This is a genomic window from Weeksella sp. HMSC059D05, from assembly GCF_001809725.1.
In the GTDB taxonomy this organism is placed as follows: domain Bacteria; phylum Bacteroidota; class Bacteroidia; order Flavobacteriales; family Weeksellaceae; genus Weeksella; species Weeksella virosa.
Genome location: NZ_KV798548.1, coordinates 1 through 24702, shown reverse-complemented (window position 1 = coordinate 24702; position 24702 = coordinate 1). Strand labels below are relative to the sequence as shown.

At 35.1% G+C, this 24702-nt stretch carries 25 protein-coding genes; 13 read left to right on the top strand and 12 right to left on the bottom strand.

Annotation, left to right across the window (positions count from 1 at the left end):
- Window positions 1-16 precede the first annotated feature (16 nt).
- Genes HMPREF2660_RS08260 through udk form a run of 4 tightly spaced genes read right to left on the bottom strand, consistent with a single transcriptional unit; the run spans window position 17 to window position 3465 of the window.
- Entirely contained in the window at window positions 17-1192 is a 1176-nt protein-coding gene (locus tag HMPREF2660_RS08260; protein WP_070486654.1) for a THUMP-like domain-containing protein, read from the bottom strand.
- 12 nt (window positions 1193-1204) lie between these two features.
- A complete protein-coding gene (locus tag HMPREF2660_RS08255) occupies window positions 1205-2485 on the bottom strand; it encodes a methylmalonyl-CoA mutase family protein (protein ID WP_070486652.1) in 1281 nt (426 codons plus the stop codon).
- Complete coding sequence (locus tag HMPREF2660_RS08250) at window positions 2475-2846, bottom strand: FtsB family cell division protein (RefSeq protein WP_070486650.1); 372 nt, start codon at window positions 2844-2846, stop codon at window positions 2475-2477. The genes HMPREF2660_RS08255 and HMPREF2660_RS08250 overlap by 11 nt, the downstream gene beginning before the upstream one ends.
- Entirely contained in the window at window positions 2839-3465 is a 627-nt protein-coding gene (gene udk / locus HMPREF2660_RS08245; protein WP_070486648.1) for a uridine kinase, read from the bottom strand. Before udk ends, HMPREF2660_RS08250 begins: the two co-directional genes overlap by 8 nt.
- Before the next feature lie 173 nt (window positions 3466-3638).
- On the opposite strand from udk, the gene HMPREF2660_RS08240 reads away from it, so the two are divergent.
- Window positions 3639-4223: a DUF4126 domain-containing protein gene (locus HMPREF2660_RS08240; RefSeq protein WP_070486646.1), complete on the top strand. Its 585-nt coding sequence runs from the start codon at window positions 3639-3641 to the stop codon at window positions 4221-4223.
- Between the two features lie 43 nt (window positions 4224-4266).
- On the opposite strand, the gene HMPREF2660_RS08235 is transcribed toward HMPREF2660_RS08240, so the two are convergent.
- Window positions 4267-5127 carry an acyl-CoA thioesterase gene (locus HMPREF2660_RS08235; protein ID WP_013598894.1) on the bottom strand — a complete coding sequence of 287 codons (861 nt, stop codon included), beginning with the start codon at window positions 5125-5127 and terminating at the stop codon, window positions 4267-4269.
- A gap of 4 nt (window positions 5128-5131) precedes the next feature.
- The gene (locus HMPREF2660_RS08230) at window positions 5132-6097 is read right to left on the bottom strand and encodes an NAD(P)H-dependent flavin oxidoreductase (RefSeq protein ID WP_070486644.1); all 966 of its coding nucleotides are present in this window, start codon (window positions 6095-6097) and stop codon (window positions 5132-5134) included.
- 122 nt (window positions 6098-6219) lie between these two features.
- On the opposite strand from HMPREF2660_RS08230, the gene HMPREF2660_RS08225 reads away from it, so the two are divergent.
- From HMPREF2660_RS08225 to HMPREF2660_RS08215, 3 genes are all read left to right on the top strand, one after another.
- The gene (locus tag HMPREF2660_RS08225; RefSeq protein WP_070486642.1) at window positions 6220-7647 is read left to right on the top strand and encodes an MATE family efflux transporter; all 1428 of its coding nucleotides are present in this window, start codon (window positions 6220-6222) and stop codon (window positions 7645-7647) included.
- 5 nt (window positions 7648-7652) lie between these two features.
- Window positions 7653-7898: a hypothetical protein gene (locus tag HMPREF2660_RS08220; RefSeq protein WP_013598897.1), complete on the top strand. Its 246-nt coding sequence runs from the start codon at window positions 7653-7655 to the stop codon at window positions 7896-7898.
- 113 nt (window positions 7899-8011) lie between these two features.
- Window positions 8012-9775: an AMP-dependent synthetase/ligase gene (locus tag HMPREF2660_RS08215; protein WP_070486640.1), complete on the top strand. Its 1764-nt coding sequence runs from the start codon at window positions 8012-8014 to the stop codon at window positions 9773-9775.
- A gap of 69 nt (window positions 9776-9844) precedes the next feature.
- On the opposite strand, the gene HMPREF2660_RS08210 is transcribed toward HMPREF2660_RS08215, so the two are convergent.
- Both HMPREF2660_RS08210 and HMPREF2660_RS08205 read right to left on the bottom strand, forming a co-directional pair.
- Window positions 9845-10534 (bottom strand): zinc metallopeptidase, encoded by a 690-nt coding sequence (locus tag HMPREF2660_RS08210; RefSeq protein ID WP_013598899.1) that lies wholly within the window; start codon window positions 10532-10534, stop codon window positions 9845-9847.
- A gap of 474 nt (window positions 10535-11008) precedes the next feature.
- Window positions 11009-11497 (bottom strand): helix-turn-helix transcriptional regulator, encoded by a 489-nt coding sequence (locus HMPREF2660_RS08205; protein WP_255356442.1) that lies wholly within the window; start codon window positions 11495-11497, stop codon window positions 11009-11011.
- Between the two features lie 399 nt (window positions 11498-11896).
- Here HMPREF2660_RS08205 and HMPREF2660_RS08200 point away from each other — a divergent pair, with 399 nt between their 5' ends.
- Genes HMPREF2660_RS08200 through HMPREF2660_RS08190 form a run of 3 tightly spaced genes read left to right on the top strand, consistent with a single transcriptional unit; the run spans window position 11897 to window position 14277 of the window.
- A complete protein-coding gene (locus HMPREF2660_RS08200; RefSeq protein WP_013598901.1) occupies window positions 11897-13051 on the top strand; it encodes a M14 family zinc carboxypeptidase in 1155 nt (384 codons plus the stop codon).
- Window positions 13052-13100: 49 nt separating this feature from the next.
- Window positions 13101-13661: a TlpA family protein disulfide reductase gene (locus tag HMPREF2660_RS08195; protein WP_070486844.1), complete on the top strand. Its 561-nt coding sequence runs from the start codon at window positions 13101-13103 to the stop codon at window positions 13659-13661.
- Window positions 13651-14277: a DUF4230 domain-containing protein gene (locus HMPREF2660_RS08190; RefSeq protein ID WP_070486634.1), complete on the top strand. Its 627-nt coding sequence runs from the start codon at window positions 13651-13653 to the stop codon at window positions 14275-14277. Before HMPREF2660_RS08195 ends, HMPREF2660_RS08190 begins: the two co-directional genes overlap by 11 nt.
- 49 nt (window positions 14278-14326) lie before the next feature.
- Here HMPREF2660_RS08190 and HMPREF2660_RS08185 read toward each other — a convergent pair whose 3' ends face one another.
- From HMPREF2660_RS08185 to HMPREF2660_RS08170, 4 genes are read right to left on the bottom strand one after another with little or no spacing between them, the layout of a single operon-like run.
- The gene (locus HMPREF2660_RS08185) at window positions 14327-15061 is read right to left on the bottom strand and encodes an SIMPL domain-containing protein (RefSeq protein ID WP_070486632.1); all 735 of its coding nucleotides are present in this window, start codon (window positions 15059-15061) and stop codon (window positions 14327-14329) included.
- A gap of 47 nt (window positions 15062-15108) precedes the next feature.
- Window positions 15109-15714 carry a thiamine diphosphokinase gene (locus tag HMPREF2660_RS08180; RefSeq protein WP_070486630.1) on the bottom strand — a complete coding sequence of 202 codons (606 nt, stop codon included), beginning with the start codon at window positions 15712-15714 and terminating at the stop codon, window positions 15109-15111.
- 1 nt (window position 15715) lies between these two features.
- On the bottom strand, window positions 15716-16282 hold the full coding sequence (locus HMPREF2660_RS08175; RefSeq protein ID WP_013598906.1) for a cob(I)yrinic acid a,c-diamide adenosyltransferase: 567 nt from the start codon (window positions 16280-16282) through the stop codon (window positions 15716-15718).
- A 29-nt stretch (window positions 16283-16311) separates the two neighbouring features.
- Entirely contained in the window at window positions 16312-17529 is a 1218-nt protein-coding gene (locus tag HMPREF2660_RS08170; RefSeq protein WP_070486628.1) for an MFS transporter, read from the bottom strand.
- Between the two features lie 98 nt (window positions 17530-17627).
- Between HMPREF2660_RS08170 and HMPREF2660_RS08165 the strand changes: the two genes are divergently transcribed.
- The 6 genes from HMPREF2660_RS08165 to HMPREF2660_RS08140 form a co-directional block, all read left to right on the top strand.
- Complete coding sequence (locus HMPREF2660_RS08165; protein WP_013598908.1) at window positions 17628-18476, top strand: DUF6929 family protein; 849 nt, start codon at window positions 17628-17630, stop codon at window positions 18474-18476.
- Between the two features lie 118 nt (window positions 18477-18594).
- A complete protein-coding gene (locus HMPREF2660_RS08160; protein ID WP_013598909.1) occupies window positions 18595-21489 on the top strand; it encodes a protein translocase subunit SecDF in 2895 nt (964 codons plus the stop codon).
- Window positions 21490-21587: 98 nt separating this feature from the next.
- Window positions 21588-21866, top strand: a complete 279-nt coding sequence (locus tag HMPREF2660_RS08155; protein ID WP_115042103.1) for a Sec-independent protein translocase subunit TatA/TatB — start codon at window positions 21588-21590, stop codon at window positions 21864-21866.
- 3 nt (window positions 21867-21869) lie between these two features.
- Window positions 21870-22439 (top strand): phosphatase PAP2 family protein, encoded by a 570-nt coding sequence (locus tag HMPREF2660_RS08150; protein ID WP_013598911.1) that lies wholly within the window; start codon window positions 21870-21872, stop codon window positions 22437-22439.
- Window positions 22440-22495: 56 nt separating this feature from the next.
- Window positions 22496-23836, top strand: coding sequence for a cytochrome ubiquinol oxidase subunit I (locus HMPREF2660_RS08145; RefSeq protein ID WP_070486626.1), 1341 nt, complete (start codon window positions 22496-22498; stop codon window positions 23834-23836).
- A 2-nt stretch (window positions 23837-23838) separates the two neighbouring features.
- A partial coding sequence (locus HMPREF2660_RS08140; RefSeq protein WP_070486842.1) for a cytochrome d ubiquinol oxidase subunit II occupies window positions 23839-24702 on the top strand: 864 nt, incomplete at its 3' end.

Sequence of the window (24702 nt, the reverse complement as noted above, 5' to 3'; positions counted from 1 at the left end):
TAATTTACCAAAAAGGCTACTTTTGTTCTACACGTTTTGTTAAGAAAACATCAAACCCTTCTACTGTCTGACAGAAAATTATGGTTTGATCACCGCCATCTTTTATTTTGAATTTCTTTTTTAGGTTATCTATTGATTGATTATAATTCCTTACCAGAACATTGGCTTTCTGACCAGTAATTTCTTTTTTAGGATTTTCTATTTTTCTGATAATTTCGAAAACTTTACCCGGAAAGTTTTCGATTATCTTTTCTGAAGTATATAAATGAGTATTTTGATGTAATTTATAGATAGGAAACCGTTGACTCAATAATTTAAAAGCACCAGCTTTCATGATTGCTGCATTTGGTTCGTAAAGGTATTTTTGCGCCTCAGATAATTGGACTCGAGTGTTGGGCTCCTCTTCATACCAATAGCAAAACTTCTCTTGATTGGTTTGTAAGTTAACACAAACGATTTTTGGGTTATTATGATTTGTATTTCGGTCGAGATAAAGCAATAACTCTTTCATCTCATTTTTCACGGCTACTAAATGAATTTCTTTTATATGTTCTACCTGAATAATCGTAGCAGAAAGGTCGAGTAATGGTGAAAGTTTCACCATCAACTGATTGGTTCTTGTCCAGAAATCACTTAAATAGTCTAAAATATTTGGTTCTAATTCTTTTAAAATAAACTTTCTACCAATCGAGTTTCTACGAGCAGGATCAAGGTAAATACAGTCGAACTGCTGTTGTGGGAAGCGAGAAAAATAGGTCTGAAAATCGCCTTCGAAACATGCTAGATTTGCTTCTAGCGTATGAGCGTTGCTTGCAACAATTTGACTTAGACTTTGATTTTTTTCTACATGAATTACTTTCTCAAATGTAGAAGAAAAAGCTAAACTATCCATTCCGAAACCTGCCGTCAAATCGATAATATTCTCTCCCTTTACCAAGGATGCTTTATAGTTCGCTGTTGCTTCTGAACTTGCTTGCTCTAGGTTAATGGTAGGAGGATAATAAATACCTGGTGTATGAAAAAGTAATGGGAATTTTTTTTGAGCAATCTGTCGTCCCTTCAATTGTTGTGCAATTTCGGCAGCAGAAATCGATGGGAATGGGGATTTGCTCAACGATATTCTCTGATGATTCTCGTGATGAATGGATGCTAAATATCGCTGGAATTCTGGATCTAAGATGGTCTTGTTCACCTCCTTTTACTTTTATTTTCGCTCTTCTTCTTCGGCTAATCTTGTTGGGACTATCGGAATAAAAAGAGCATCTTTGGTAATTTTTTCTTTCCTTTCTGTAGGTTTTTTTTCATCCGGATTTCTAAATTTATTAACACCAATTAATGAAATCTTTCCATCGAAGAAATCTTTCTTTTCTTTTTTATCAGATGAATAAACCAAATCCTGTATACTGTTATTTTCTAATCCTGCAATAAAGCCTCCATTATTATGCAGGGTTTTAAAAAGCTCTAAAGCTTTTTCTGCTAATTGATTGGTGAGGTTTTCTATGTAGAAGCTTCCGGCTACAGGATCTGTAAACTGATCCATAAAAGATTCTTTCTTTAGTAATAATTGTTGTTTCGCAGCAATTTCTTGTCCAAATGCAGTGTCGTTTGTTAGGTAATCGTAAGCGTGTATATACACTGCATCGGCGCCTCCTAAAATCGCAGAGTTTGCCTCGATCGTAGAACGAATTACATTGTTGTAGATGTCTAGTTTTGATTTGTTGCGATGTGAGTTTTCGACAAATAAAAAAGCATAATCATCTAAACCATATTGTTGGGTAATAAGTTGCCATAAGAAACGAAAAGCACGAAGTTTAGCAATTTCAAAAAAGAAATTACTACCGACCGCCATTTTAAAATAAAGTTTAGAAGCAATTTCTTCCCCAAAAAGCTCCAAATATTCTACTCCGTGTAAAAGTGCCAAAGCCAATTGCTGTACATGGTTTGCACCAGCGTTTTGATATATGTCTGCCTGGATTGATATGGCTTTTTCTAGAGAGTCTAGTTGAAGAATTTCTTGAGTATGCTTTATTATTTCTTCTCTAGAATTGAAGTTCCATAGACCGTTTTGTGCAAAATAACCCAGTGGATCAAAATCCAAGTAAGTGAGATTGGGTAGGTTAGATAATTGCTCCAAATCTGTTTCTTCTTCTGCATTGTATCGTATAAAAAGATCGAGATAGTCGGCAGGCTTGGCTTGGAAAGCTTCTTGTGTTGTTAGTGTGAAACCATAGAGAAAACTATCATCCTGCCGAGGGTTACCATTGTATTCACCGATAATTTTCCAATCCTTTGCTTGACGTGGCAAGGGCTGCAAATTTTCGTACGCTACGTCGTTTTTGGTATAGAGTGGCTTCACATTTATGTCATCACGTGTTCCCCAAACCAATGTTTGGTTATAATCCAAACCCTTTAGTTCGGCTTGTACTTGCAGTTTCCATTCCTTATCGCTTATGGTAGGAAAATTATCAAATATATTATTTTTCATTGTTCACAGAATCTTGTTTAATTATTCGTTCTTCTTGGATAATGAAAATATCTTCGTTATTTCTTTTTAAGAAATGTTTTTCGCGTGCAATGCGCTCCAATTCTGCTGGATTGTTTTTCAGGTCGTTCAGACGTTCAGATTCCTCTTTTAGTTTCCCTAGGTAATATTGTTCGTCTTCTTCGAGGGTTTTTATTTCTTTCGAGCGTTGTAGATGAACCAAGACCGAGTTTTGATCTAAAAAAATCATCCAAACAATAAATACTGCACTTACAATAAGGTATTTATTTAGCAAAAAAGAATACCACTTTTTATTGGTTTTCTCTGCTTCTTCATAAAATTTTTTTTGGTCTTGATTATGCATTGGTTTTTGAGTTTAATTTCTCTTTGATTACCGAAGATAATAAAGTTATAGCAACTTCATTTTTCTTTTTCATGTTAGGGATGATTATATCGGCATAATTTTTAGTTGGCTCGATGAATTGTTGATGCATTGGCTTCAATGTTTTTTGATATCGACTCAACACCTCTTCCAAATCACGTCCTCTTTCTTGTATATCACGTCTTATTCTTCTGATCAGTCGCTCGTCGGAATCTGCATGAACAAAAATTTTCACATCGAAAAGATCTCTAAGAGCAGGATCCGTTAATACCAAGATTCCTTCTACAATTATTACATCTTTAGGATGCGTCAAAATGGTATCTTCTGTACGAGAATGGGTTATGAACGAATAGACAGGTTGTTCTACCGCATGACCATTCTTCAGTTGTTCTACATGTTCTACCAATAACTCGAAATCAATCGATCGGGGGTGATCAAAGTTAACTTTTGATCTCTCTTCATAGGATAGATGCTCGTTGTTTCTGTAATAATTGTCTTGCGAAATTACGATTACACTTTCGGTGTTTAAGTTTTTTAAAATATTGTTTACAACAGTGGTTTTTCCAGAACCAGTTCCTCCTGCAATTCCTATTACTAACATCAAGAAATGAATTTTTTATAAATATGCGCTAAAGATACAATTTTTTGAAGCAAGCTAGAAACGTTTTTTTTATTAATCATATCCTTTATAAGTATTCATTCTTACTTGATTATCTTTTTAGATGAATGGTTTTTTCATACATTTAGAAAATAAATAAAAACTCAACCATTACGATGATGATATCAACTTTATTATCACTTTTTTTAGGTGTAGGATTAGCAGCAGCTTCTGGTTTTCGAGTATTTTTACCGCTTTTCGTGCTTAGTGTTGCTGCTTATTTAGGGGCAGATTATCTCCCTCTTTCAGAGCAGTGGAAATGGGTGGGTAGCATACCAGCGATGATTACCCTGGGGATAGCGATGATTGTAGAAATTCTTGCTTATTATATACCAGTTGTAGATAATTTTCTCGATACCATAAGTGTTCCTTTGGCTACACTTGCCGGAATTTTGGTGGTAGCTGTAAATCTGGGGGAAATGAACGAGTTGGCAACCTGGTCTTTAGCTATAATTGCAGGTGGAGGAACAGCAGCGGCAATAAGTTCATCTACGGCAACAGTGAGAGCAATCTCTACAACGACAACAGCAGGTGCTGGAAATTTTTTGGTTAATTCGGGCGAAACAGCAAGTTCAGCAGTTCTTAGTTTGTTGGCTTTTTTTTGGGCTCCCTTTGCTTTTATATTAACTATTCTTGTTTTGATATTTTTTTGGGTTGTCTGGCGAAAAATTAAAAAAACGTCCTCGAGAAAAGTACAATAATACTTCTGCAAAAGGACGTTATAGATGAGCGTAATCTAGAGAATTAGGTCTTGGGACGAATCAATCCTTCTTGCGTTATTGAGGCAATCAAATCTCCGTTGCGGTTGAAAACATTCCCTCTTGTAAACCCTCTAGCACCAGATGCGTTAGGTGTATCCATTGAAAATAAGATCCAATCAGAAATGTCTGGCTCTCTGAAAAACCAAATCGAATGATCTATACTTGCCATTTGTGTATTACCAAAATGGGCTTTCTCAGCATGCGGACGAAGAGCTGTGCTCAAAATATTATAATCGGATGCATAGGCAAGAAGTTGATGTAGAATGGGTAAACAATATTCTTTCTCAGGATGTTTAAATTTCACCCAAACATTCCAATTGTTCGATTGATTTTCTCTTTTTAATGGATTGTCAAATTCTACGGGTTTGAACTCTAAAGGACGTTCAGTAGCTAAAAAAGTATACAATCTGTTGGGTAAAAAATTTCCAAACTTGTTTTTTATGTCTTCCCAACTAATTAATTCTTCAGGTAGCCTTACTTTGGGCATTTCTATTTGATGATGGTAACCGTCTTGTTTCAGCTGAAATGAAGCAGCCATCATAAAAATTATTTGATTATCTTGCTTAGCAATAACAGACCTTGTTGTGAAGCTTCCGCCATCACGAAGGTTTGTTACTTGGTATAGAATATCTTTTTTTAGGTCACCAGGTAACAAAAAATAACTATGCAGTGAATGACAAAAACGTTCTTTCGGGACAGTCTTATATGCTGCACTCAATGCTTGTGCCACAACTTGACCTCCATAAACAGTTCGGCTTCCTATGTAATTATTCCTCCCAATAAAATCTGTATTGTTATCAGTCTCGAGTGTAAGCAAATCGATGAGTTCTTGAGTGGTTTGCATTGTTTTAGAATTTCAACGAGTCTAGAATTTTTTGATTTGCTTGTAAGTGCGACTTGTATTCTTGTTTTATACGATTGATTAAGTCCTCAGTGCTTATAATATCATGTATGCCAGAAACACCATGTCCGGCAGACCATATATCTTTCCATGCTTTGTGACCTTCTTGCCCTACTAACTCAGAAAAATCTTCTTCTTTTTTTTGATTAGAGTCTATACCAGACTGTACAATGCTTGGTTTTAGGAAGTTAGCATTTACACCAGAAATACCATCGGTATATACAATGTCTTCGAATGTCGAATCTACTAGCATTTGTTTATAAGCCTCATCTGCCTGTGCTTCTTTGGTAGCAATAAAACGAGTGCCCATATAAGCAAAATCTGCACCCATGTTTTGGGCAGCTAATACATCGCCACCGTTATTTATTGCGCCTGCAAGTAAAAGTGGACCATCATAAAAAGAACGAATATCGTCGATCAGAGCAAAAGGGTTTGCTGTCCCGGCATGTCCGCCTGCGCCTGCGCAAACTGCAATAATTGCATCAACACCTGCTTCTGCTGCCTTCTCTGCGTGTCTTTTCTTGATTACATCATGAAATACTAATCCTCCGTAACTATGGACAGCGTCTACAACTTCTTTTACAGCTCCTAATGATGTAATAATCAATGGTACGCGGTATTTGATGCATAATTTCAGATCGGTTTCTAGTCGTGGGTTGGTTTTGTTTACGATAAGGTTAACCCCGAACGGAGCAGGTTTTTTACCGGTTTCTTCTTCATGTTTTTTTAGTGTTTCCGTAATTTCTATCAAGATATTCTCGAAATCTTCTGCCGTTCTTCCATTCAAAGAAGGAATAGTTCCGCATACCCCATTTTTGCATGTTTCGATGACAAGTTTAGCATTAGAAACCAAGAACATAGGTGATGCGATTATTGGTAGATCGAGTTGTTTTTTGAAATCTTCTATTGTCATAATAATTTTATATTAAGATGCAGTTTTCTAAGCATGCAATTTAGAAAATAATTTTTATTTACAATTTATTGATGAAAAGAAATCTATTTTTACAGAAATTGCAAATCATTAAATAATGGTCAATGAAACTGAAAGAACATTTTCGTAGAAATATACAACTTGCAGTCCCGGTGATGATTACTCAAGCAGGGCAAATCTTTGTAAATGTGGTAGATAGTGTAATGGTAGGAAAATTGGGTACTGATTTTGATCATGTTATAAATCCTACTTTGTCTAAACTTTCCTTGGCTGCTGTAACTTTAGGAAATTCAGTTTTCATGATGATGCTTGTTTTTGCATTTGGTTTTAGTTTTGCCCTTTCTCCACTGATTGCTGCTGCAGATGCACAAAAAGAAGAAAAAGAGGTGAGAAGTTATTTTGTACATAGCTTGGTGTTGAATATATCACTTTCTGTTTTATTGATTATTGTTTTGATATTCGCCAAACCCTTGATGTTTTTATTGAAACAACCTCAAGAAGTCGTGGAGATTGCAATTCCTTATATTTCCATCATGACCTATTCTATGCTACCTTTGATGATTTTTCAAACTTTCAGACAATTTTCAGAGGGGTTATCATTGACAATTCCGATTACATTTGCAACAATTTTAGGAAATATTCTCAATGTTTTTCTCAATTATGGTTGGATATACGGAAACATGGGATTCCCAAGACTCGAGGTGGAAGGTGCAGCATGGGGGACGTTCTTTTCTCGAATATTTATGCTGTTATTATTGATATTGGTATTATCACGATTCCAAAAAACAAAGCATTATTTATCAAAACTCAATTTTAAGAAATTCTCTAAGCACCATTTCAAACAATTGTACTCAATTGGCATTCCGACTGGGTTAACTTCCTTTTTCGAGGTGAGTGCTTTTGCAGTTGCCTCTTTTTTGTGTGGATATACTTTTTTGGGAACGCCCGAAGACTTCAATTTAGCAAAAATAAATTTGGCCGCTCATCAGATCTCGATAAATTTAGTATCAACAACTTTTATGCTATGTACCGGAATCGGAGTTGCTGCAACTGTGCGAATAGGCAATCAATTAGGACTGAAAGATTACCATACCTTACGAGAAGCAGGATGGTCTTGTATTTTGATGGTTATAACTTTTATGACTTTTTGTGGTATATTTTTTATTTTACTCCGAGTACCATTATCAGAAATTTATACCAACGAAGAAAACGTTATTAGCTTAGCTTCTAAACTCTTAGTTGTAGGTGCATTGTTTCAACTCTCAGACGGATTGCAACTTGTTATTTTAGGAGCTTTACGCGGGATGAGAGATGTGAAAATACCCTCTATAATTTCTTTTATTTCATATTGGGGGATTACCATTCCAATTTGTGCTATATTAGCTATATATTTTGAGATGCGTGCTTTAGGCGTTTGGATTGGCTTGGGAATAGGTCTCACAGTTGCAGCAGTACAATTATTATTCCGATACCATCAACAAACCAAAAAGCTGATCGATAGCCATAAAACCAAAAAAATAAATTTAAATTAGATATCATGGATTTACCAAAATTTTTAATAGCCGACAACTCAGATTTTCCAGATAAAATCTTTATCATTCATACCGAATTTCCACGTTTTGTATTGGATGTAGAAACCGATGATGTGGAATTTTTAGAAGATTTGGATGAAGAAGATGATAATGAAGAATTCGAGCAAGAAGTTGGTGAATTACTAGAGCAAGCACTGACATTTTTCGATCGAGAAATGGAACTTTATGAAGAAAGTGGCGATTTTGAATAAGCCATCTTATCTTCGATAAATTCGATGATTTTGGTGCTAAAAATTTATTTTTATACCGAAATATTAAAAAAAATGTTAATTTGCGATTCTAAAGTATTAAGACATATAGCTAAATGAAAATCACAAGATTATTTGATTTCTTATACAATCAATTAGAAAACAATCCTATACCCGATTCCTTGGTTAGCAAAGTAAATGGGGAGTGGAAAAAAACCTCTACTCAAGAATATGTTAATAAAGCCAATACTTTTAGTCGAGGATTGTTAAAACTTGGTATCAAGCCACAAGATAAAATAGGTATCGTAACGGCAAATAACCGAACAGAATGGAATATTTGTGACATGGGAATGCAGCAAGTAGGAGTCATTTCGGTACCACTTTATCCTACCTTGTCTCCCAAGGACTATGAATATGTTTTATCAAATTCAGAATGTAAAATCTGTATCGTATCCGACAAAGATTTGTACGATAAGGTTTTGCAAGCCAAACAGAATGTACCAACATTAACAGGTATTTATCTTTTTGATGATGTGGCGGGATTGCCAAATTGGCAAGAGATTTTAGATTTAGGTGCAGATGATTCTACCCAATCTGAAGTTGAAGCTTTGAAAAATCTTGTAAAAGCACAAGACATTGCAACCATAATTTATACATCAGGAACAACAGGAAAACCAAAGGGGGTTGTGCTATCGCATGAAAACATCGTAAGCAATGTGTTGATGAGTACACCTGCTGTCCCTAATTTGCCTTCTCCGTCGCGTGCATTAAGTTTTTTACCTATTAACCATATTCTAGAGCGGATGATTGTTTATTTATATCTATCTCGCGGAATTGGGATTTATTATGCAGAAAGTATAGATAAGTTAGGAGACAACTTGAAAGAAGTAAAACCTCATGTATTTACGGTTGTGCCACGCGTTGTAGAAAAAGTATACGACAAAATATACACAACAGGAGCCAATGCGGGAGGGTTGAAAACCAAAATTTTCATGTGGGCTTTGAGTTTAGCGAAAGAATATCAACCATTCGAAAAACTCGGATTTATGCAAAAACTGAAAATGAAAATTGCAGATAAGTTGGTTTTTACCAAATGGCGCGAAGGTGTTGGAGGTGAAGTCGTATGTTTGGTTTCTGGTAGTGCACCTTTATCAGCTCATTTGAACCGCATTTTCTGGGGAGCAGGAATTCCTGTATTAGAAGGATATGGATTATCCGAAACTTCACCAGTAATTTCTGTAAACATGATGAAAAAAAATAGTTTTGGTATAGGGACCGTCGGTCCGGTACTGAAAGGTATAGATGTGAAATTTGGTGAAGATGGTGAAATTCTAGTAAAAGGACCAAATGTATTTAAAGAATATTATAACGATCCAGAAAAAACGTCCGAAGCTTTTACTGCAGATGGATATTTCAAGACCGGAGATATAGGAGTGCTAGAAAATGGTTTGCTAAAAATCACCGACCGTAAGAAAGAAATGTTCAAAACTTCTGGTGGTAAATATATAGCACCGCAGCAAATAGAAAATCTCTTTAAGCAATCACCTTATATTGAGCAAATAATGGTAGTGGGAGAAGGTGAAAAAATGCCAACAGCAATGATTCAGCCATCTTTCGAAAAGTTAAAATCATTCTTGAAAGAAGACCTTTCGAATGAAGAGATGATAAAAAAGCCAGAGGTAATAGCTAGAATCCAAAAAGAGGTAGATCGAATGAATCGACAATTAGGTCATTGGGAGCAAGTTAAGAAATTCGAGTTGACTTCGAATGAATGGTCGATTGAAACCGGTGAGTTGACACCAACCCTAAAGCTGAAACGTAAAATTATTATGGAAAAAAATAAAGACTTGTATAATAAATTATACGATAAAAAATATTAATACACTAAAACACCAAAATAAAAAAGGAGCAATTTTGCTCCTTTTTTTGTTGTATGTGATTTATGAAACTTATTCTTTCCTACCGCCTAATGCCATCATAACAAAATACAATAGTTGGGCAAGGGAACCGATCGCAGCAACCACATAGGTCATTGCAGCCCATTTTAGTGCATCTTTGGCTCCGGCATGTTCGTTCGCTTGTAGTGAGTGTGAGCTTTCTAGCCATGCTAAAGCACGTTTAGAGGCATCAAACTCTACGGGAAGGGTTATGAATGCAAAAAGAGTTGTTACAGCAAATAAGGCAATACCAATCCAAAGCAATGTGGCATTTTGCGAGCTGATAAAAACAGTGATTCCTAAAATCAAAATCCACTGATTTAACCTGCTTGCTAAATTCACGGCTGGTACCATCTTAGAGCGCATTTCTAGCCATTGATATCCTTTTGCATGTTGCACAGCGTGTCCCACTTCGTGAGCAGCAACGGCTGCAGCAGCGGCATTCCTTTCGTTATAAACCACGTCTGATAAGTTAACGGTTTTGTTTGCTGGGTTGTAGTGGTCGGTCAATTGTCCTGGAGTGGAAATTACCCGTACATCGTGGATACCATTATCTGCTAACATTTTTTCGGCAATTTCCTTACCACTCATTCCATTGGCTAAAAATACTTTCGAATAATGCGCAAATTTACTTTTTAATCTTCCACTAACCAGCATACTTGCTAAAGCAATTATACCAATCAAAACATAATAAGATCCCATTGTCTAATTTATTTTTATTAAATTTATTGTCGAAATTACAAAAAGTATACCATCCTACCGCATTTTTTGTATCTAAACTATCTTTTTTATGACATCTTGCACTCGTTTTAATAGACGACACAGTTCCTTATAATGTCTATTTTTTTATCCTAATAATTGTAGGTTTATTGATTTTGTGATAAACTGTTTCGAAATAGGTACAACCTATATAACTCGAAAAACTGATGAGGTTCTTTATTAGTGCAACAAAGCGTTTGTTGAAAATTATCGACGAATGAAAACTACACGATAGCGACTGTAATTTAACAACAAATGTGTTGGGCATAATCTTCGTAAGTACTTTGGGCTACTTTCTAACAATAAAATCCATCTGCTAAAGAATTAAAAAAATGGTAGTATTCCTAGGGCTTGCGATTGTTTTGCAATTCGGCAAATTCTAAAAGAAGATAAGGTACTCGGTAGGGGGTTGTTTGATTAGTAATTATCGTATACTTCAAACTTTCCATTTTTGTAAAAGAAAACTATCCGCTCTATTTCTCTCTTCTTTTCATTGGTTGGGTAAAGAGAAGTTGATGCTGTGATTTCTTCGCTATTTGTTTTATCAGGTGAAGATTCACTTGTCACAAAATTGTTATTCTGGTTCTCTTTCTTAGACTCGTGCAAGGAACTTTGCCTATGTTGATTTTTTTCAGAAAAATCATCTTGTGTCATATCCAGTTCAAAATTTATAGTATGCACATTTTCCTCGTCGGGTAGAGGTGTCGAATTTTCGATCATTTCACCATCTCCAAAAATCATCCAATCGGTAGAGATTTCTGGAAACTGATGCTTCACTTTCATCACAAAATCTAGGCTTGGGTTATTGCGACCAGAGAATATATGCGACAGACTCGATCGTTGTACTTCTATCTGATCGGCAAATTCTGAGGGTGTAAGTCCGTAATAATCTAAAATTTTATTCAATCGTTCAATCATATCAATGTTACAAATGTTATTAACTGTTTACAAATATAACAAAAGTAAATTAAATAACAAATACATTTATTTTAATAAACTGACATGAAAGATAAGGTTGAGATAGTAGTGTATAAAAATCTAATTTAAAGTACTTTATATTATAAAATTACATTTTCCTTAATAAACAGATGTTAAAATGACAAAAAGACAAGAAATACAAGGAAAGTGTTAATTACAAATGTTAATTACAAATGTAAAGAGTTGTTCTTTTCAAATTTTAGTGCTTTATTTTCTTTAAATGAGGTTCGGATTGAAATTTTATTTTCAGTGCTTTAAAATGAAAATTTGAGCATATTTAAATTATGCATCTTTGATTATTTTTATCTTTGTTTTAAATCAATTAAAATGATAGATATAAAAAAAATTGAGGAAATTTACGCTCAATTTTATGTAGAAGGAATAGCAGAAAAATGGTTAAGATTGCCCGATTTAGAAAAGGCACTTTCGTTACTTTCTATCCCAAAAGAATGTATCGGCTACTCTTTCATGAAACAGCCTATTTATAAAATCAGTGTAGGAAACGGGTCCAAAAGAATATTAATCTGGTCGCAAATGCACGGGAATGAATCTACCGGAACACGTGCAATGTTAGATATTATAAAGTTTTTTTTATCCAAGAATGAATTCTCTGAACAATTATTATCACAAATTTCATTTGATTTTATACCCTTATTAAACCCCGACGGAGCTGATTTGTATAGTAGAAGAACAGCGGTTGGTATTGATATGAATCGTGATTTTTTATCGAAATCTTCGGTAGAACTTCAGATTTTATTAAAACAAGTTAATAAAGAAAAATACCATTATCTCTTCAATTTACATGATCAAAGAACAATTTTCAATGTAGGGAAAACCAAAGAAACGGCAACTTTATCTTTCTTGGCACCGTCGTATAACATAGAACAATCTGTGAATGAAACTCGCCAGAAGACTATGGCAATTATACAGTATATAAATGATAGTCTGCAGACCTTGATTCCTGGAAAAATCGGTAGATATACGGCCGAGTTTTATCCTCGATCTACTGGAGATAATTTCACCATGCAAGGTTATCCTTGTGTGCTTTTCGAGGCGGGACATTACCCAAATGATTGGCAAAGAGAGCAGACCAGAAAGTATCTTTTTTTAGCAATTCTCAAGGCGATGGAAGCAATAAGAAAAGAGGTGAAAGATTATACTCGATATGATAATATCCCAGAAAATAAACAGCTATTTTTGGATTTGATTGTAAGAAATGTTCTTGTAAAAAAAGATGATAATGAAGCGATGGTCGATTTAGGATTTCAGTACAAAGAGTTTGTGAATATAAAAGCAAATAGGTTGGATAATGTATTGGTTCTGACAGATGTTGGTGATTTGAATCATCTATTTGGTCATGAGGAAATCGATGCAAAAAAAGAAGTTTATACAAGTGCACAGGATCATTTTCCAGAAATTGAAAAGACAATAACATGCGAAATTGGAGATTTTCGATTAGTCAATGGCAAGAGAATCATATAAAAATCCTACCTTTAACGTTTATAAAATACAAAAAGCAAAAAATATTAAAATGAAAAAAATCCCTTCCTATACGCTGTTAATTTTGTTGAGTTTTTTGTCTACAAACTGTATACAAGAACGTGTAATGAATCGTGTTGTGAAATACGATTATAATGGTCAAACAGAACGTTTGTTGGTTGGAGAATTCGATAAAAATCAGTTAAATGGTCAATATTTCAAAGATTGGTACGAGCCAGAATATAACGATTATAATGTTGATGAAGCGCTATCAAATCAACTCAAAAAATACAGTAAAAAATACACGATAGACGTTTTTATGGGGACTTGGTGTCCGGATAGTAAAAGAGAGGTTCCAGCGCTGATAAAAATACTAGAAACAATAAAATTTCCAGACGGACGGGTAAATTTCTATGGTTTGAATCGAGACAAGAAAAGCTTTTATGGTGAAGAGTTAAACAAGGATGTTCGGTATGTGCCAACGATAATCGTCTATGAAAAACGGAAAGAAATAGGTAGAATTGTAGAATCACCTGTTTCTGGAAGTTTAGAAGAGGATTTGTTGATGATTTTTAGTAAAACCCCTTTAGAGCCAAATTATAGTGAAAAATAATAAATCAATAGCGCTCACTAGCTTAGCTTTTTTGGTTGGCGTTTTAGTAACTTTTCTGATGATGAAGCAATGCAGCACAGACAACACTGCAGAGCAGTCACATGTTATTGCCTACCAAATTCAGCGCATGAATAAAATGATTGTAGCCGAACAAAACTATTCGGATATTTATTCATATCAATCAAAAAAATCTTTCCCAGGTTTCGAAAGATTTTACAGTGCCGACAAAAAAATCACGATGCTGATCAATGCCAAAGCGCAAGCGACGTACGATTTGTCGAAAATGAATATAACTATAGATTCTATTCAGAAAAAAATAATTCTAAAAGATATTCCTGCAGTAGAGATCAAAATTTATCCAGATGTTCAGTTTCATGATTTGGATCAAAGCATGTTTAATAAATTTGAAAAAGATGAGTTGAATGGAATCAAAAAAAGAGGCATACAGCATGTTGAAAAAATCATAAATAAAACAGAGCTTAAAAAACAAGCACATGAACAATTGATTCAGAATTTGGGAGAAATTTATGCGATAGCAAAATTATATAATTGGGAGGTAGTGGATGAAACGCCTTATGCCAAAGAAACAAAGGCATTGTCGGATCGCGCTAAATAGTACTTTTAGCATAAGACAAAGAGAAAAACTCGCTAAAGAGCGAGTTTTTTTATTTGGTTGCGAAACTAAGTTTTACAGTGATATTTGCTGTTTTAGAACGTGATGTAGTATTGAACACACCTCCGTAAGAAAAATCTTCGTTTGTATTTTGCCCAGTAATCTGGAATATTCCTAAATCAGCATTTTTCAAATGCCCCAAAGATGCTTTGGCTTCAGATGCAATGTTTTCTGCTCTTTGTCGTCCATTTTCCGATGCTTTCTTGATCAGTTCTAGCTTTAAGTCTTCTAGCTTGCTATAATAATAACTTGGCTGGCTAGAGTTAAGTTCGATTCCCTGACTGATGAGATCTGTAATTTCTCGAGATACTTTTTCGATTCTGTTGATATCTTTCGATTCTATAGATACATTTTGTGTCAACGTATAACCGCTAAACTCACTATAAGAAGTGCCATCTTCCCGGGTGAAATAATTAAAATCTTTGTTAATGTTAACAGCGTCAAAGGTGATTTCGCTTTCTTTTATTCCCTTGTTTTTTAAGTAATTAAGGACGGTTGATTTATCAGTGTTTAGGGATTCTGAAGCAGTTTTTAGATCAAAATCATTTCGTGAGAAACTTCCACTCCAAACCACAATATCAGATTCGAAATCTTGTTTGGCATTTCCTACTACATTTATCCGATTTTGCGATTTGTATTTGTATTTAAAAGCGTTGCTCAAGACAAACGCAGCGATTATTACGCCCAAAGCTGTAACAATAGAAATTGGAAAAAATGTGTTTTTCATAGTTTAAAATTTTTTATAATTGGTATGATTTAATTTTTTTAAGTAAGTTAATTATTTAGAATAAAAACCAATAGTGCACCTTTTTCATAGGAGATTTTTACCAGGTTTTCGATTGCTTTATTACGTATCCCGATACGTTTATGAATATCCAAATCTTCTAGAATCAAAGGGTATTTCAAGCCTTCTGTATGTACTTTTTCGGCAACCGGAAAAGGGTAGAGAGAAATTGTTCTATCTTTATAGCCTGATAATTCTAAATTTTTTTCTGCAAAAAAATAATATCCAAAATCATCAAACATCAAAATTGTCATCTGATCAAAAAAACGATAAGCGGCAGTGAGATTTCCTAGAAAATGATCTTGTTGTTTGCCGCTGGTTCCGTACACATGTACGGTAGAAACACCACGTTCGGAGAGGATAGCCAATGCTTTTTCGAAATCGGTAAAATCCTGATCAGGAGTCGAAATTAATTCATGCGTATAGGAGAGTTTCGGAGTTTCTATCGAATCGAAATCACCAGAAATAATATCTGCTTTAATACCCTTTTGGGTAAGATAATTAATCGCGCCATCTGTGCAATGAATCAGATCGTATTGTGCTAAATCGATAAAGAAATTTGGTGGTTGACCATTGATAAATAATGCTGCTTTCATTTTATTCGCCCGGAATCCATTTTACTTCTTCTATGTTTTCTTGTTTAGCCAAAATTCTTGCCAAAGTGAAAAGATAGTCAGAAAGTCGATTGAGATATTTTTGCAAATTAGGACTAATTTCCTCTATTTCTGCCAAAGCAACGGTGATTCTTTCAGCTCTCCTGCAAACTGTTCTTGCGAAGTGTGCTTGCGATGCGGCTAAGCTCCCGCCTGGTAAAATGAAATGTGTGAGTGGTGCAAGATTTTCTTCTATTTCATCTATCCAGTGCTCGAGTGTTTCGATGTCATTTTTTGTAACTCTCACTGCAAGACGAGGTTTACCGTTGGCCAAAAATAATTTCTCTACCGGAGTGGCCAATTCAGCTCCTAGATTAAATAAATCTTTTTGGATGTGTATAATCTGATCTATGTATTGCTGTTCGATCGTATAGCTTCTTATTAGACCTAAAACAGAGTTTAGTTCGTCTACAGTGCCATAAGATTCAATCTTTATATCGTTCTTTTTTACTTTTGTACCACCGTACAAACTCGTTGTTCCTTTATCGCCAGTTTTGGTATAAATTTTCATGTTGTTTTTATGATGAAATTACTATAAAATTATGTATTTTTTAACTTCATTTTTGGAATGATGAAATGAAAACCGATTGCAGTAAAACATAAAACACTTGCACTAACAAACCAAAGCGTCGTAAAACCGTAAGTTTCTGCAATAAAAGTACAGAGAATAGGTGAGATGATAAATGCCAGCGAAAAAGCAATGCCATTCAAGCCCATATAGGCTCCTTTGTTTGTAATGCCGGCTCGCATTGCCGTAAGGGTTGACATAAAAGGTAAGGCTAATATTTCGCCTACACTTAAGAAAAACATACTAAGGAAAATGAAAAATACAGCATGATCTATTCCTAATATAAAATAGGCGAATGCAGAAAGTAATGCTCCTATAACGTGCACTTGTTTGATGCTGAATTTTCGTTCTGCAAAATTTACCAAAATCATTTCTAATGAAACGATAACAAGACCATTAAACCCAAGAACTATCCCGACCATTGTAGAACTTAATTTGGCTACATCTCGGTAGAAAATAGGCATTGTGTTGAGAAATTGAAAAAAAGCAACACTGAAAATAGTACAGAACAAGCAAAAGATCAAGAAAGGAATATCCCGGTAAGGTGATCGATCTTTTGTTTCTTTATTATTTATTTTTTCTACGGTAAGAATTTCGTTGCGATAGGTTCTGTTCCTAAAATAAAAATAATATACCAGGCCAGCCATAATAAAGGCAACACCGTTAAATATAAAAAGTAAATTATAAGAATATCCTGATAGAATTCCTCCGACCGAAGGACCGATAGAAAATCCCAAATTCAGAGCCATTCGATTCAAAGAAAACGAACGGGTAATGTTTTCTTTTTTTGCATAACGCGTAATAGCTACTGAATTAGCAGGTCTGAAGGTTTCACTAATAATGCTTTGTACCAAAATAATTAGTGCAATGGCTTCAAAAGTCTGAAAGAAAATCAGTAAGCAGAAAATAGGGGCACTGAGAAACAAACTTGTGGTTTGCACTTTAAATTCTCCTATTTTATCTGTTAGCATTCCACCAAAATACGAACCAATCACAGAGCCAATCCCAAAACAACTCAGAGCTAAACCGACTTGTTGTATAGAAAAACCTAATTCGTCGGTCATGTAAATTCCTAGAAAAGGTAATACCATCGAACCCGAACGGTTGATGAGCATAACGGCTGCAAGCATCCACGATTCGTTTGATAAACCTTTGTAAGAATTAATGAATATCTGAAAAAACTTCTTCATGGCAGGAAAATTAGCGCAGAAAGATACAAGGAATTGGACGGAGTTTGATGTTTTTTGAGATTTTTTTTCTATTTTCCGATTTTAATATCGGAAAAACGATGATTGAAAATTTAATTTTAAAAACCTTACTCATGGTCTTTGGCATCGGTGCTGTATCGGGAATTTTATACGACGACTCTAAATTATATCTAATAGATGATATATATCCCAATATGATTGTTTATGATTTCAACAACAAAAAAACTACAGAAGTTGTCTTGGTAGAAGAGTTGCAAAAGGTTGCTGTAGATAAAAAAAATAAAGCCGATTTCGAATCGATTACTCATACCAATCAAGAAATATTTATCTTCGGATCGGGGTCTGCAAAGAATAGAAATGATCTTTTTGTGATACGAAAAAAAGATTGGCATGTTGAACGATTTTCTATCGAAAAATTATATCAAAACTTAGCAAAAAAACATCAAATTCCGTTAGAAGAATTCAATATAGAAGGAGCAGTTATTGATAAGAATACAGTTTATTTATTTCAGCGTGGAAACGGAAAAAGAAAATTGAATGGTGTTTTTGTTTTTCCGAAAGACTATTTATTTCGTAAAGAAAATCCTCAAAATAGAACAGATTTTCATCCCGTACATCTGCCAGAGAAAAAAGGTTTTCAGTACGGTTTTAGCGATGCCGTTTTGCACAATCAGCAGATTTATTTTACAGCAACTGCTGAAGGAGCTTTGTCTACCTATCACGACGGCGAAGTTTTGGGTTCGATAATCGGTCTAATAGACATGAAAAGTTTTGAGGTTCATCGTACCGAAATGATTAGCAGTGATTTGAAGGTTGAAGGATTAACCGTGAAGTCGGAAAATAAAAATCAAATCGAATTTTATTTAGCTTATGATAATGATTCGGGAGAGAAAAAATCAGAAATATTAACTTATGTTTGGAAAAAATAAAAAATTAAGAAATCAGAATCACATAATTTCTCCTATTATTTATGGTGAATAATTGTGAAAGTTTTCTTAAACCTATTATATTTGCCCGTTAAAAACAATTTTTTAAAGAGAAAAACTTATGCGAGGAAGAAGGCTGATTGCGGTGTTTGCAATCATTTTTGGGTTACTTTGCATTCGTCAATTAAGTTTCACTTGGTACACCGCTAAGGTGGAAAAAGAAGCAAAAGCGATTGCAAAAAATCCTGCTCAGGAACAACTTGTATTGGATAGTTTAGCCAATGACACTCTAAAGTTAGGGCTTGTCAATTATAACTATCACGATGCAAAGAACAAAGAGATTAATTTAGGTCTGGATCTAAAAGGAGGAATCAATGTAATTCTTCAGGTATCAGAACGCGATCTTTTGGTAAACTTAGCCGGTAACAAAGAAAATCCTATGTTACTTACGGCTTTAGATAACACAGATCGTCAACAAAAAACACAAGGTAATGTACCGTATGTAGATTTGTTTTTTCAAGAATTTGATAAAATTCGAGGAGGAACAAAATATGCCTCACCAGACTTATTTGGTACAAAAGCCAATTCGGCTCATGTTTCTTATAATGCTTCTGATGAACAGGTAAAAGCATTCATCAAAAAAGATATCGAAACCAAAGTAGCGACTGCTTATCAGGTAATCAGTTCACGTATAGACCAATTTGGTGTTGTAGAGCCAGTTGTTCAGCGATTAGGAAGTGAAGGTGACGGACGTATTTTGGTAGAATTACCTGGAGTTTCGGATACCGATCGTGTTAAAAAGCTTCTGCAAAGTACTGCGAAATTAGAGTTTTGGCAAGTTGTAGAAGATCAGCAAGCGATTATGGCTTTGGCTGGTATTGGTACTGCAAAATATAATATTAGTAGAGACGGTAGAATTGTGTCTAACCTTGGCGAAGTGTTAATGCCAAGAATGTCGAACGCATTAACTGTGGTAAACCTAAAAGATACAGCAGTTGTAAACCGTGTTTTACAAGATAAAGAATTCAAAACACTCTTACCAGCAAACGTACGCAATTATAAATTTGCGTGGGCAAGTAAACCCTTAGATACAGGCGTTGGCGGACCGAAAGTTTTAGAGCTTTTTGCTTTAAAAGGTAAAAACGGACAAAACGAACCTCTAATTGGAGGGGATAAGGTAGTAAGTGCATCTGGTGAGCGTAACGCAGGTTCTGTAACCAACGAACCAGTCGTGAGTATGCAAATGAACCAAGAAGGTGCACAAGAATGGGCAAGAATTACCGATGAGCTAAAACCTAATCAACAATTTCCTAGAGGACAAGCTGTTGCAATCGTATTGGATAATATGGTTTATTCAGCTCCAAGTATTCGTGGGCAGATTACAGGAGGAAATTCTCAGATTACAGGAAACTTTACGTTAGAAGAAGCAAAAGATTTAGCCAACATCTTACAAGCAGGTTCTTTGCCAGCCTCATCTAAGATTGTTTCTGCAGAAGTTGTAGGGCCATCATTAGGGCAAGAAGCTATTAACTCATCGCTTATAGCTTTTGCTGTAGCTTTTTCTTTGGTATTGGTATGGATGATATTCTACTACTCACGTGCTGGTCTTTATGCCAACGTTGCATTAATTGTAAACTTACTCTTCCTTATGGGAATGCTAGTTTCTCTACGTGCAACCCTTTCATTACCAGGTATCGCCGGGATTATCCTGACCCTTGTAACAGGCATGGATGCCAACATTATTATTTACGAGCGGGTAAAAGAAGAATTGCGTAAAGGTAGATCATTGCGTCAAGCAGTTGATTTTGCTTATTCTTGGAAAGGAGCTTTCTCAGCAATTTTCGACGCAAATACTACCTCTCTAATTACCGCTATTATTTTATTTATATTTGGTAAAGGACCAGTTGTAGGTTTTGCTACAACATTTATCATAGGTATTTTCACCTCTACCTTTACAGCCCTTTTTATTACGCGTTATTTCGTAGAAAGTCGTTTAGAAAAAGGAAAATCTGTAGCTTTCTTCACACCATTTACGGCACACTGGCTACAAAATATCCGTGTAGACTTATTAAAAACAAAGAAAATATCCTACGCAGTTTCTATACTATTAACGATTTCTGCTTTGGTATCAATCTTTACACAAGGTTTCGATTTAGGTATCGAGTTCAAAGGAGGTAGAACCTATACCGTGCGTTTTGATAAAACCGTAGACCCGACAAAAATAGCCGAAAGTTTAGGAAACGTATTTGTTCTCGATGGCGAGAAGATGATACCACAAGTGAAAACGTATGGTGGAAATAACCAAGTGAAAATTACAACGGCCTATAAAGCTGATGAAGACGGAACAGAAATCGATAATGAAATAAAAGATAAATTATACAATGGATTACAATCTTATTTACCTGCCAATTTATCTGTTAAAGACTTTTCAGAAGATAATGCTTCTATTGGGCTCATGTCATCTGCTAAAGTAGGGCCAACTATTGCCGATGACACAACACGAGCATCAATTCTTGCCGTATCATTAGCCTTAGTTGCTATTTTCGTATACTTGATTATTCAGTTCAAACGTTGGCAATTTTCGGCAGCAACGATATTGGCCCTTGCGCACGACGTTATTATCGTGTTAGGAGTTTTCTCATTGCTGAAAGGTGTTTTACCATTCAACATGGAAATTGACCAAGCGTTCATTGCAGCGATTCTTACCGTTATCGGATATTCGATGAATGACTCGATTATTATCCTCGACCGTATTCGCGAAAACCTTTCGGTAGAAAAAAATCGTAATCTGTATGATATTATCAATATATCTACATCAGAAACATTATCGAGAACTATCAATACCTCGTTAAGTACTTTCCTTATCGTGTTGATAATCTTTATATTCGGAGGTGAATCGATCAAAGGATTTATGTTTGCAAAATTAATTGGGGTGGTAATCGGTACCTTCTCATCAATCTTTGTAGCATCTCCTTTGGTCTACGATTTTACTAAAAAAGGAAAAATGAATAAATAAACGTTATTTATTAACTTCTAGAAAAAAACCGTTGATTTTTTTAAGAATTAACGGTTTTTTTTTATTCCATATTTAAGTATATTTGTTGAGTGAATAAAATGATGATTCTTATAGGTTTTATTGGCTTCCAAGAAATTGTGGTAATTTTGTTGGTGAGTATTATTATTTTCGGTCCAAAGAAAATTCCAGAAATTGCTCGTGGATTAGGCGAAGGTGTACGACAGTTGAAAAATGCGACAGAAAATATCAAAGAAGAAATCATGAAGCCTGTAGAAGACCTAGACCCAACCAAAGAAATCAGAGAGACGATAGACGAGGCCAAAAAAGAAATAGATACTACGGTCGATGAAGCTCTTGGTGGCTCGGTGAAACGATAGACTATGGAGCAAATCATACTCTTGGATCATGAAATTTTTGTGTACCTTAATAATTTAGGAAACTCCTCGTGGGATAATTTTTGGCTCTTCATCACCAATAAATTTACGTGGATTCCGCTCTATTTGGTCTTACTGATTTATTTATTCAGAAACACAACGCGTAAACAATTTCTACTTTGCGTTGTCTTCATTACTTTATTGATTGTTGCGACCGATCAGCTTGCAAATCTCTTCAAATACGGATTAGAGCGATATCGTCCATGTCATGATAAAACTCTTACAGGAAAATTTAGAGCGGTAGATTGTGATCATCGTGGACGTTTCGGATTTTTTTCAGGACATGCGTCAAATAGTATGGCTTTAGCCATTTTTATAGGCTTGGTCATGAAAAATAAACTACGTTGGCTTCTTGCAGCGATGATGGTTTGGGCACTAATGGTTGGTTATAGTAGAATATATTTAGGCGTCCATTTTCCTGGAGATGTCTTGGTAGGGTTTCTAATAGGAGGATTAAATGCTTTGGTTTTTTATAAACTCTATCACTATTTCTTACCAAAAGTAATCAAAAGTTAAACTCTTCAATAAGATTATTTCCTACCTTTATTAAGGTATTATAAATTCTAAGAAGTATGGACGATTTTATTGCAGCGCGAAGTCAGATGGCTTTGTCGCTTGCCTTTCACATTATTTTTGCTTGTGTTGGTATGGTAATGCCGTTTATGATGGCTATTGCACATTATCAATACCTCAAAACAGGAAAAGATATTTACAAAGGATTAACCAAAGCTTGGAGTAAAGGTGTAGCCATTCTTTTTGCAACCGGTGCTGTTTCTGGCACGATGTTATCTTTCGAATTAGGTTTATTGTTCCCAGAGTTTATGAAGCATGCTGGCCCGATTTTCGGTATGCCTTTTTCTCTAGAAGGTACAGCATTCTTTATAGAAGCAATAGCATTAGGCTTCTTTCTCTATGGTTGGGGGAAATTTAATAAATGGTTTCATTGGTTTTGCGGATTAATTGTAGGGATTAGTGGTTTAGCCTCGGGTATTTTGGTTGTTGCCGCTAATGCTTGGATGAATTCTCCTACAGGTTTCGATTATATGAATGGACAATATCTTAATGCAGACCCAATTAAAGCGATGTTTAATGAGGCATGGTTCCCACAATCTTTACATATGACTGTTGCTGCTTTTTGTGCCACAGGATTTGCGGTTGCTGGATTACATGCATATCTTATTCTTAAAAAGAAAAATATTCGTTTTCATACCAAAGCTTTTAATATTGCTTCTATGATAGCAGTAATTGCTGCTCTAATAATGCCACTTACAGGAGATATAGCTGCAAAATCAGTTGCAGAAAGACAACCGATAAAATTGGCTGCGATGGAAGCCCACTTTTATACAGAAGATAAGGCAGCACTTGTTTTGGGTGGAGTGCCAGATGAAGAATCGATGCAAGTGAAATACGCCATAAAAGTACCAAGATTGTTAAGCTTTTTGGTGCATAATGACTTTACGTCTCCAGTGAAAGGTTTAGAAGAATTTCCGCGAGATGAATGGCCACCAGTTGCCATCACACATTATGCATTTCAGGTAATGATATTTTTCGGGATGTTGATGATGTTGATTGGCTTGGTTTACTTATACTTTCTGATTTTTCGAAAAAAACAAAATTTGCCCAATTGGGTATATAAGCTCTTTGTAGTTGCTACACCTTTTGGTTATATCGCATTAGAAGCCGGATGGACAGTAACCGAAGTTGGTCGACAACCATGGATTATTTACGGCTTTATGAAAACGATAGATGCTGTAACGCCAATGCCCGGAATTCAATATTCGTTTTATATTTTTACTGCTATATTTTTTTCATTATCAATTGTTTTGGTGTTTCTGATGAATCGGCAAATACAATCTGTTGCACGTTTATACGATCCAGAAGATCCCCAATTTCAATCTACAAAAAACTCATAAAAATGATTTACGTGGTTATTATCTTCTTATGGTTGTCCATAAATTTATACTTGATTTTGGGTGGAGCCGATTTTGGAGCAGGAGTAGTGGAGTTATTTGCCAAAAAAGATTTTAAGAAAAGAACACAAGTTATTATGTATCGTTCCATCGGACCAATTTGGGAAGCCAATCATATGTGGTTGATTATTGCAGTAGTAATTATGTTTGTTGGTTTTCCGGCAATTTATTCAGAAATGGCAAATCATTTACACATTCCTTTGGTAATCATGCTGATGGGAATAATTGCACGAGGAACGTCTTTTACTTTTCGTAATTACGATGCAATCCAAGACAAATGGCACAATCTTTATGATTTAATTTTTACCTACTCTAGTTTCTTAACGCCGCTTTTCTTAGGGATTATTGCGGCTTCTATGGTTTCGGGTAGCATAGATACAAATGCGAATAATTTTCTAGATGCTTATATTTTTTCTTGGCTTTCTTGGTTCAATGTTTCTGTAGGAATATTTACTGTTTCTTTATGTGGTTTTTTAGCTGCTATATTCTCACTCAATACTGTCTGTAATCCAGAGGACTTGACTGTTTTAAAGAGAATGGCTTTAGGTTTTACTTTTTCAACATTTTTTTTAGGCGGAGTTGTTTTTGCTGTATCTATTTGGCAAAATATTCCTCTAATCGATTGGATTTTTAGAAATTACATTGGCTATATTGCAGTGATGATGGCTACATTGGTTTGGATAGGGGTGATTCGATTGGTGAATAACAACCATTTTAGGTGGTCGAGAGTTTTGGCAGGAGGGATCGTATTTTGTATTTTGGTAGCAGTCTCGTATTCTCATTATCCAAATATTGTACTTTTCAGAGAT

Excerpts from the sequence above, each read along its gene's own strand:
- HMPREF2660_RS08255 (WP_070486652.1), bottom strand. The coding sequence starts at position 2,485 with ATGAAAAATAATATATTTGATAATTTTCCTACCATAAGCGATAAGGAA.
- HMPREF2660_RS08250 (WP_070486650.1), bottom strand. The coding sequence starts at position 2,846 with ATGCATAATCAAGACCAAAAAAAATTTTATGAAGAAGCAGAGAAAACC.
- udk (WP_070486648.1), bottom strand. The coding sequence starts at position 3,465 with ATGTTAGTAATAGGAATTGCAGGAGGAACTGGTTCTGGAAAAACCACT.
- HMPREF2660_RS08240 (WP_070486646.1), top strand. The coding sequence starts at position 3,639 with ATGATGATATCAACTTTATTATCACTTTTTTTAGGTGTAGGATTAGCA.
- HMPREF2660_RS08235 (WP_013598894.1), bottom strand. The coding sequence starts at position 5,127 with ATGCAAACCACTCAAGAACTCATCGATTTGCTTACACTCGAGACTGAT.
- HMPREF2660_RS08230 (WP_070486644.1), bottom strand. The coding sequence starts at position 6,097 with ATGACAATAGAAGATTTCAAAAAACAACTCGATCTACCAATAATCGCA.
- HMPREF2660_RS08225 (WP_070486642.1), top strand. The coding sequence starts at position 6,220 with ATGAAACTGAAAGAACATTTTCGTAGAAATATACAACTTGCAGTCCCG.
- HMPREF2660_RS08220 (WP_013598897.1), top strand. The coding sequence starts at position 7,653 with ATGGATTTACCAAAATTTTTAATAGCCGACAACTCAGATTTTCCAGAT.
- HMPREF2660_RS08215 (WP_070486640.1), top strand. The coding sequence starts at position 8,012 with ATGAAAATCACAAGATTATTTGATTTCTTATACAATCAATTAGAAAAC.
- HMPREF2660_RS08210 (WP_013598899.1), bottom strand. The coding sequence starts at position 10,534 with ATGGGATCTTATTATGTTTTGATTGGTATAATTGCTTTAGCAAGTATG.
- HMPREF2660_RS08200 (WP_013598901.1), top strand. The coding sequence starts at position 11,897 with ATGATAGATATAAAAAAAATTGAGGAAATTTACGCTCAATTTTATGTA.
- HMPREF2660_RS08195 (WP_070486844.1), top strand. The coding sequence starts at position 13,101 with ATGAAAAAAATCCCTTCCTATACGCTGTTAATTTTGTTGAGTTTTTTG.
- HMPREF2660_RS08185 (WP_070486632.1), bottom strand. The coding sequence starts at position 15,061 with ATGAAAAACACATTTTTTCCAATTTCTATTGTTACAGCTTTGGGCGTA.
- HMPREF2660_RS08180 (WP_070486630.1), bottom strand. The coding sequence starts at position 15,714 with ATGAAAGCAGCATTATTTATCAATGGTCAACCACCAAATTTCTTTATC.
- HMPREF2660_RS08175 (WP_013598906.1), bottom strand. The coding sequence starts at position 16,282 with ATGAAAATTTATACCAAAACTGGCGATAAAGGAACAACGAGTTTGTAC.
- HMPREF2660_RS08170 (WP_070486628.1), bottom strand. The coding sequence starts at position 17,529 with ATGAAGAAGTTTTTTCAGATATTCATTAATTCTTACAAAGGTTTATCA.
- HMPREF2660_RS08165 (WP_013598908.1), top strand. The coding sequence starts at position 17,628 with ATGATTGAAAATTTAATTTTAAAAACCTTACTCATGGTCTTTGGCATC.
- HMPREF2660_RS08160 (WP_013598909.1), top strand. The coding sequence starts at position 18,595 with ATGCGAGGAAGAAGGCTGATTGCGGTGTTTGCAATCATTTTTGGGTTA.
- HMPREF2660_RS08155 (WP_115042103.1), top strand. The coding sequence starts at position 21,588 with ATGATGATTCTTATAGGTTTTATTGGCTTCCAAGAAATTGTGGTAATT.
- HMPREF2660_RS08150 (WP_013598911.1), top strand. The coding sequence starts at position 21,870 with ATGGAGCAAATCATACTCTTGGATCATGAAATTTTTGTGTACCTTAAT.
- HMPREF2660_RS08145 (WP_070486626.1), top strand. The coding sequence starts at position 22,496 with ATGGACGATTTTATTGCAGCGCGAAGTCAGATGGCTTTGTCGCTTGCC.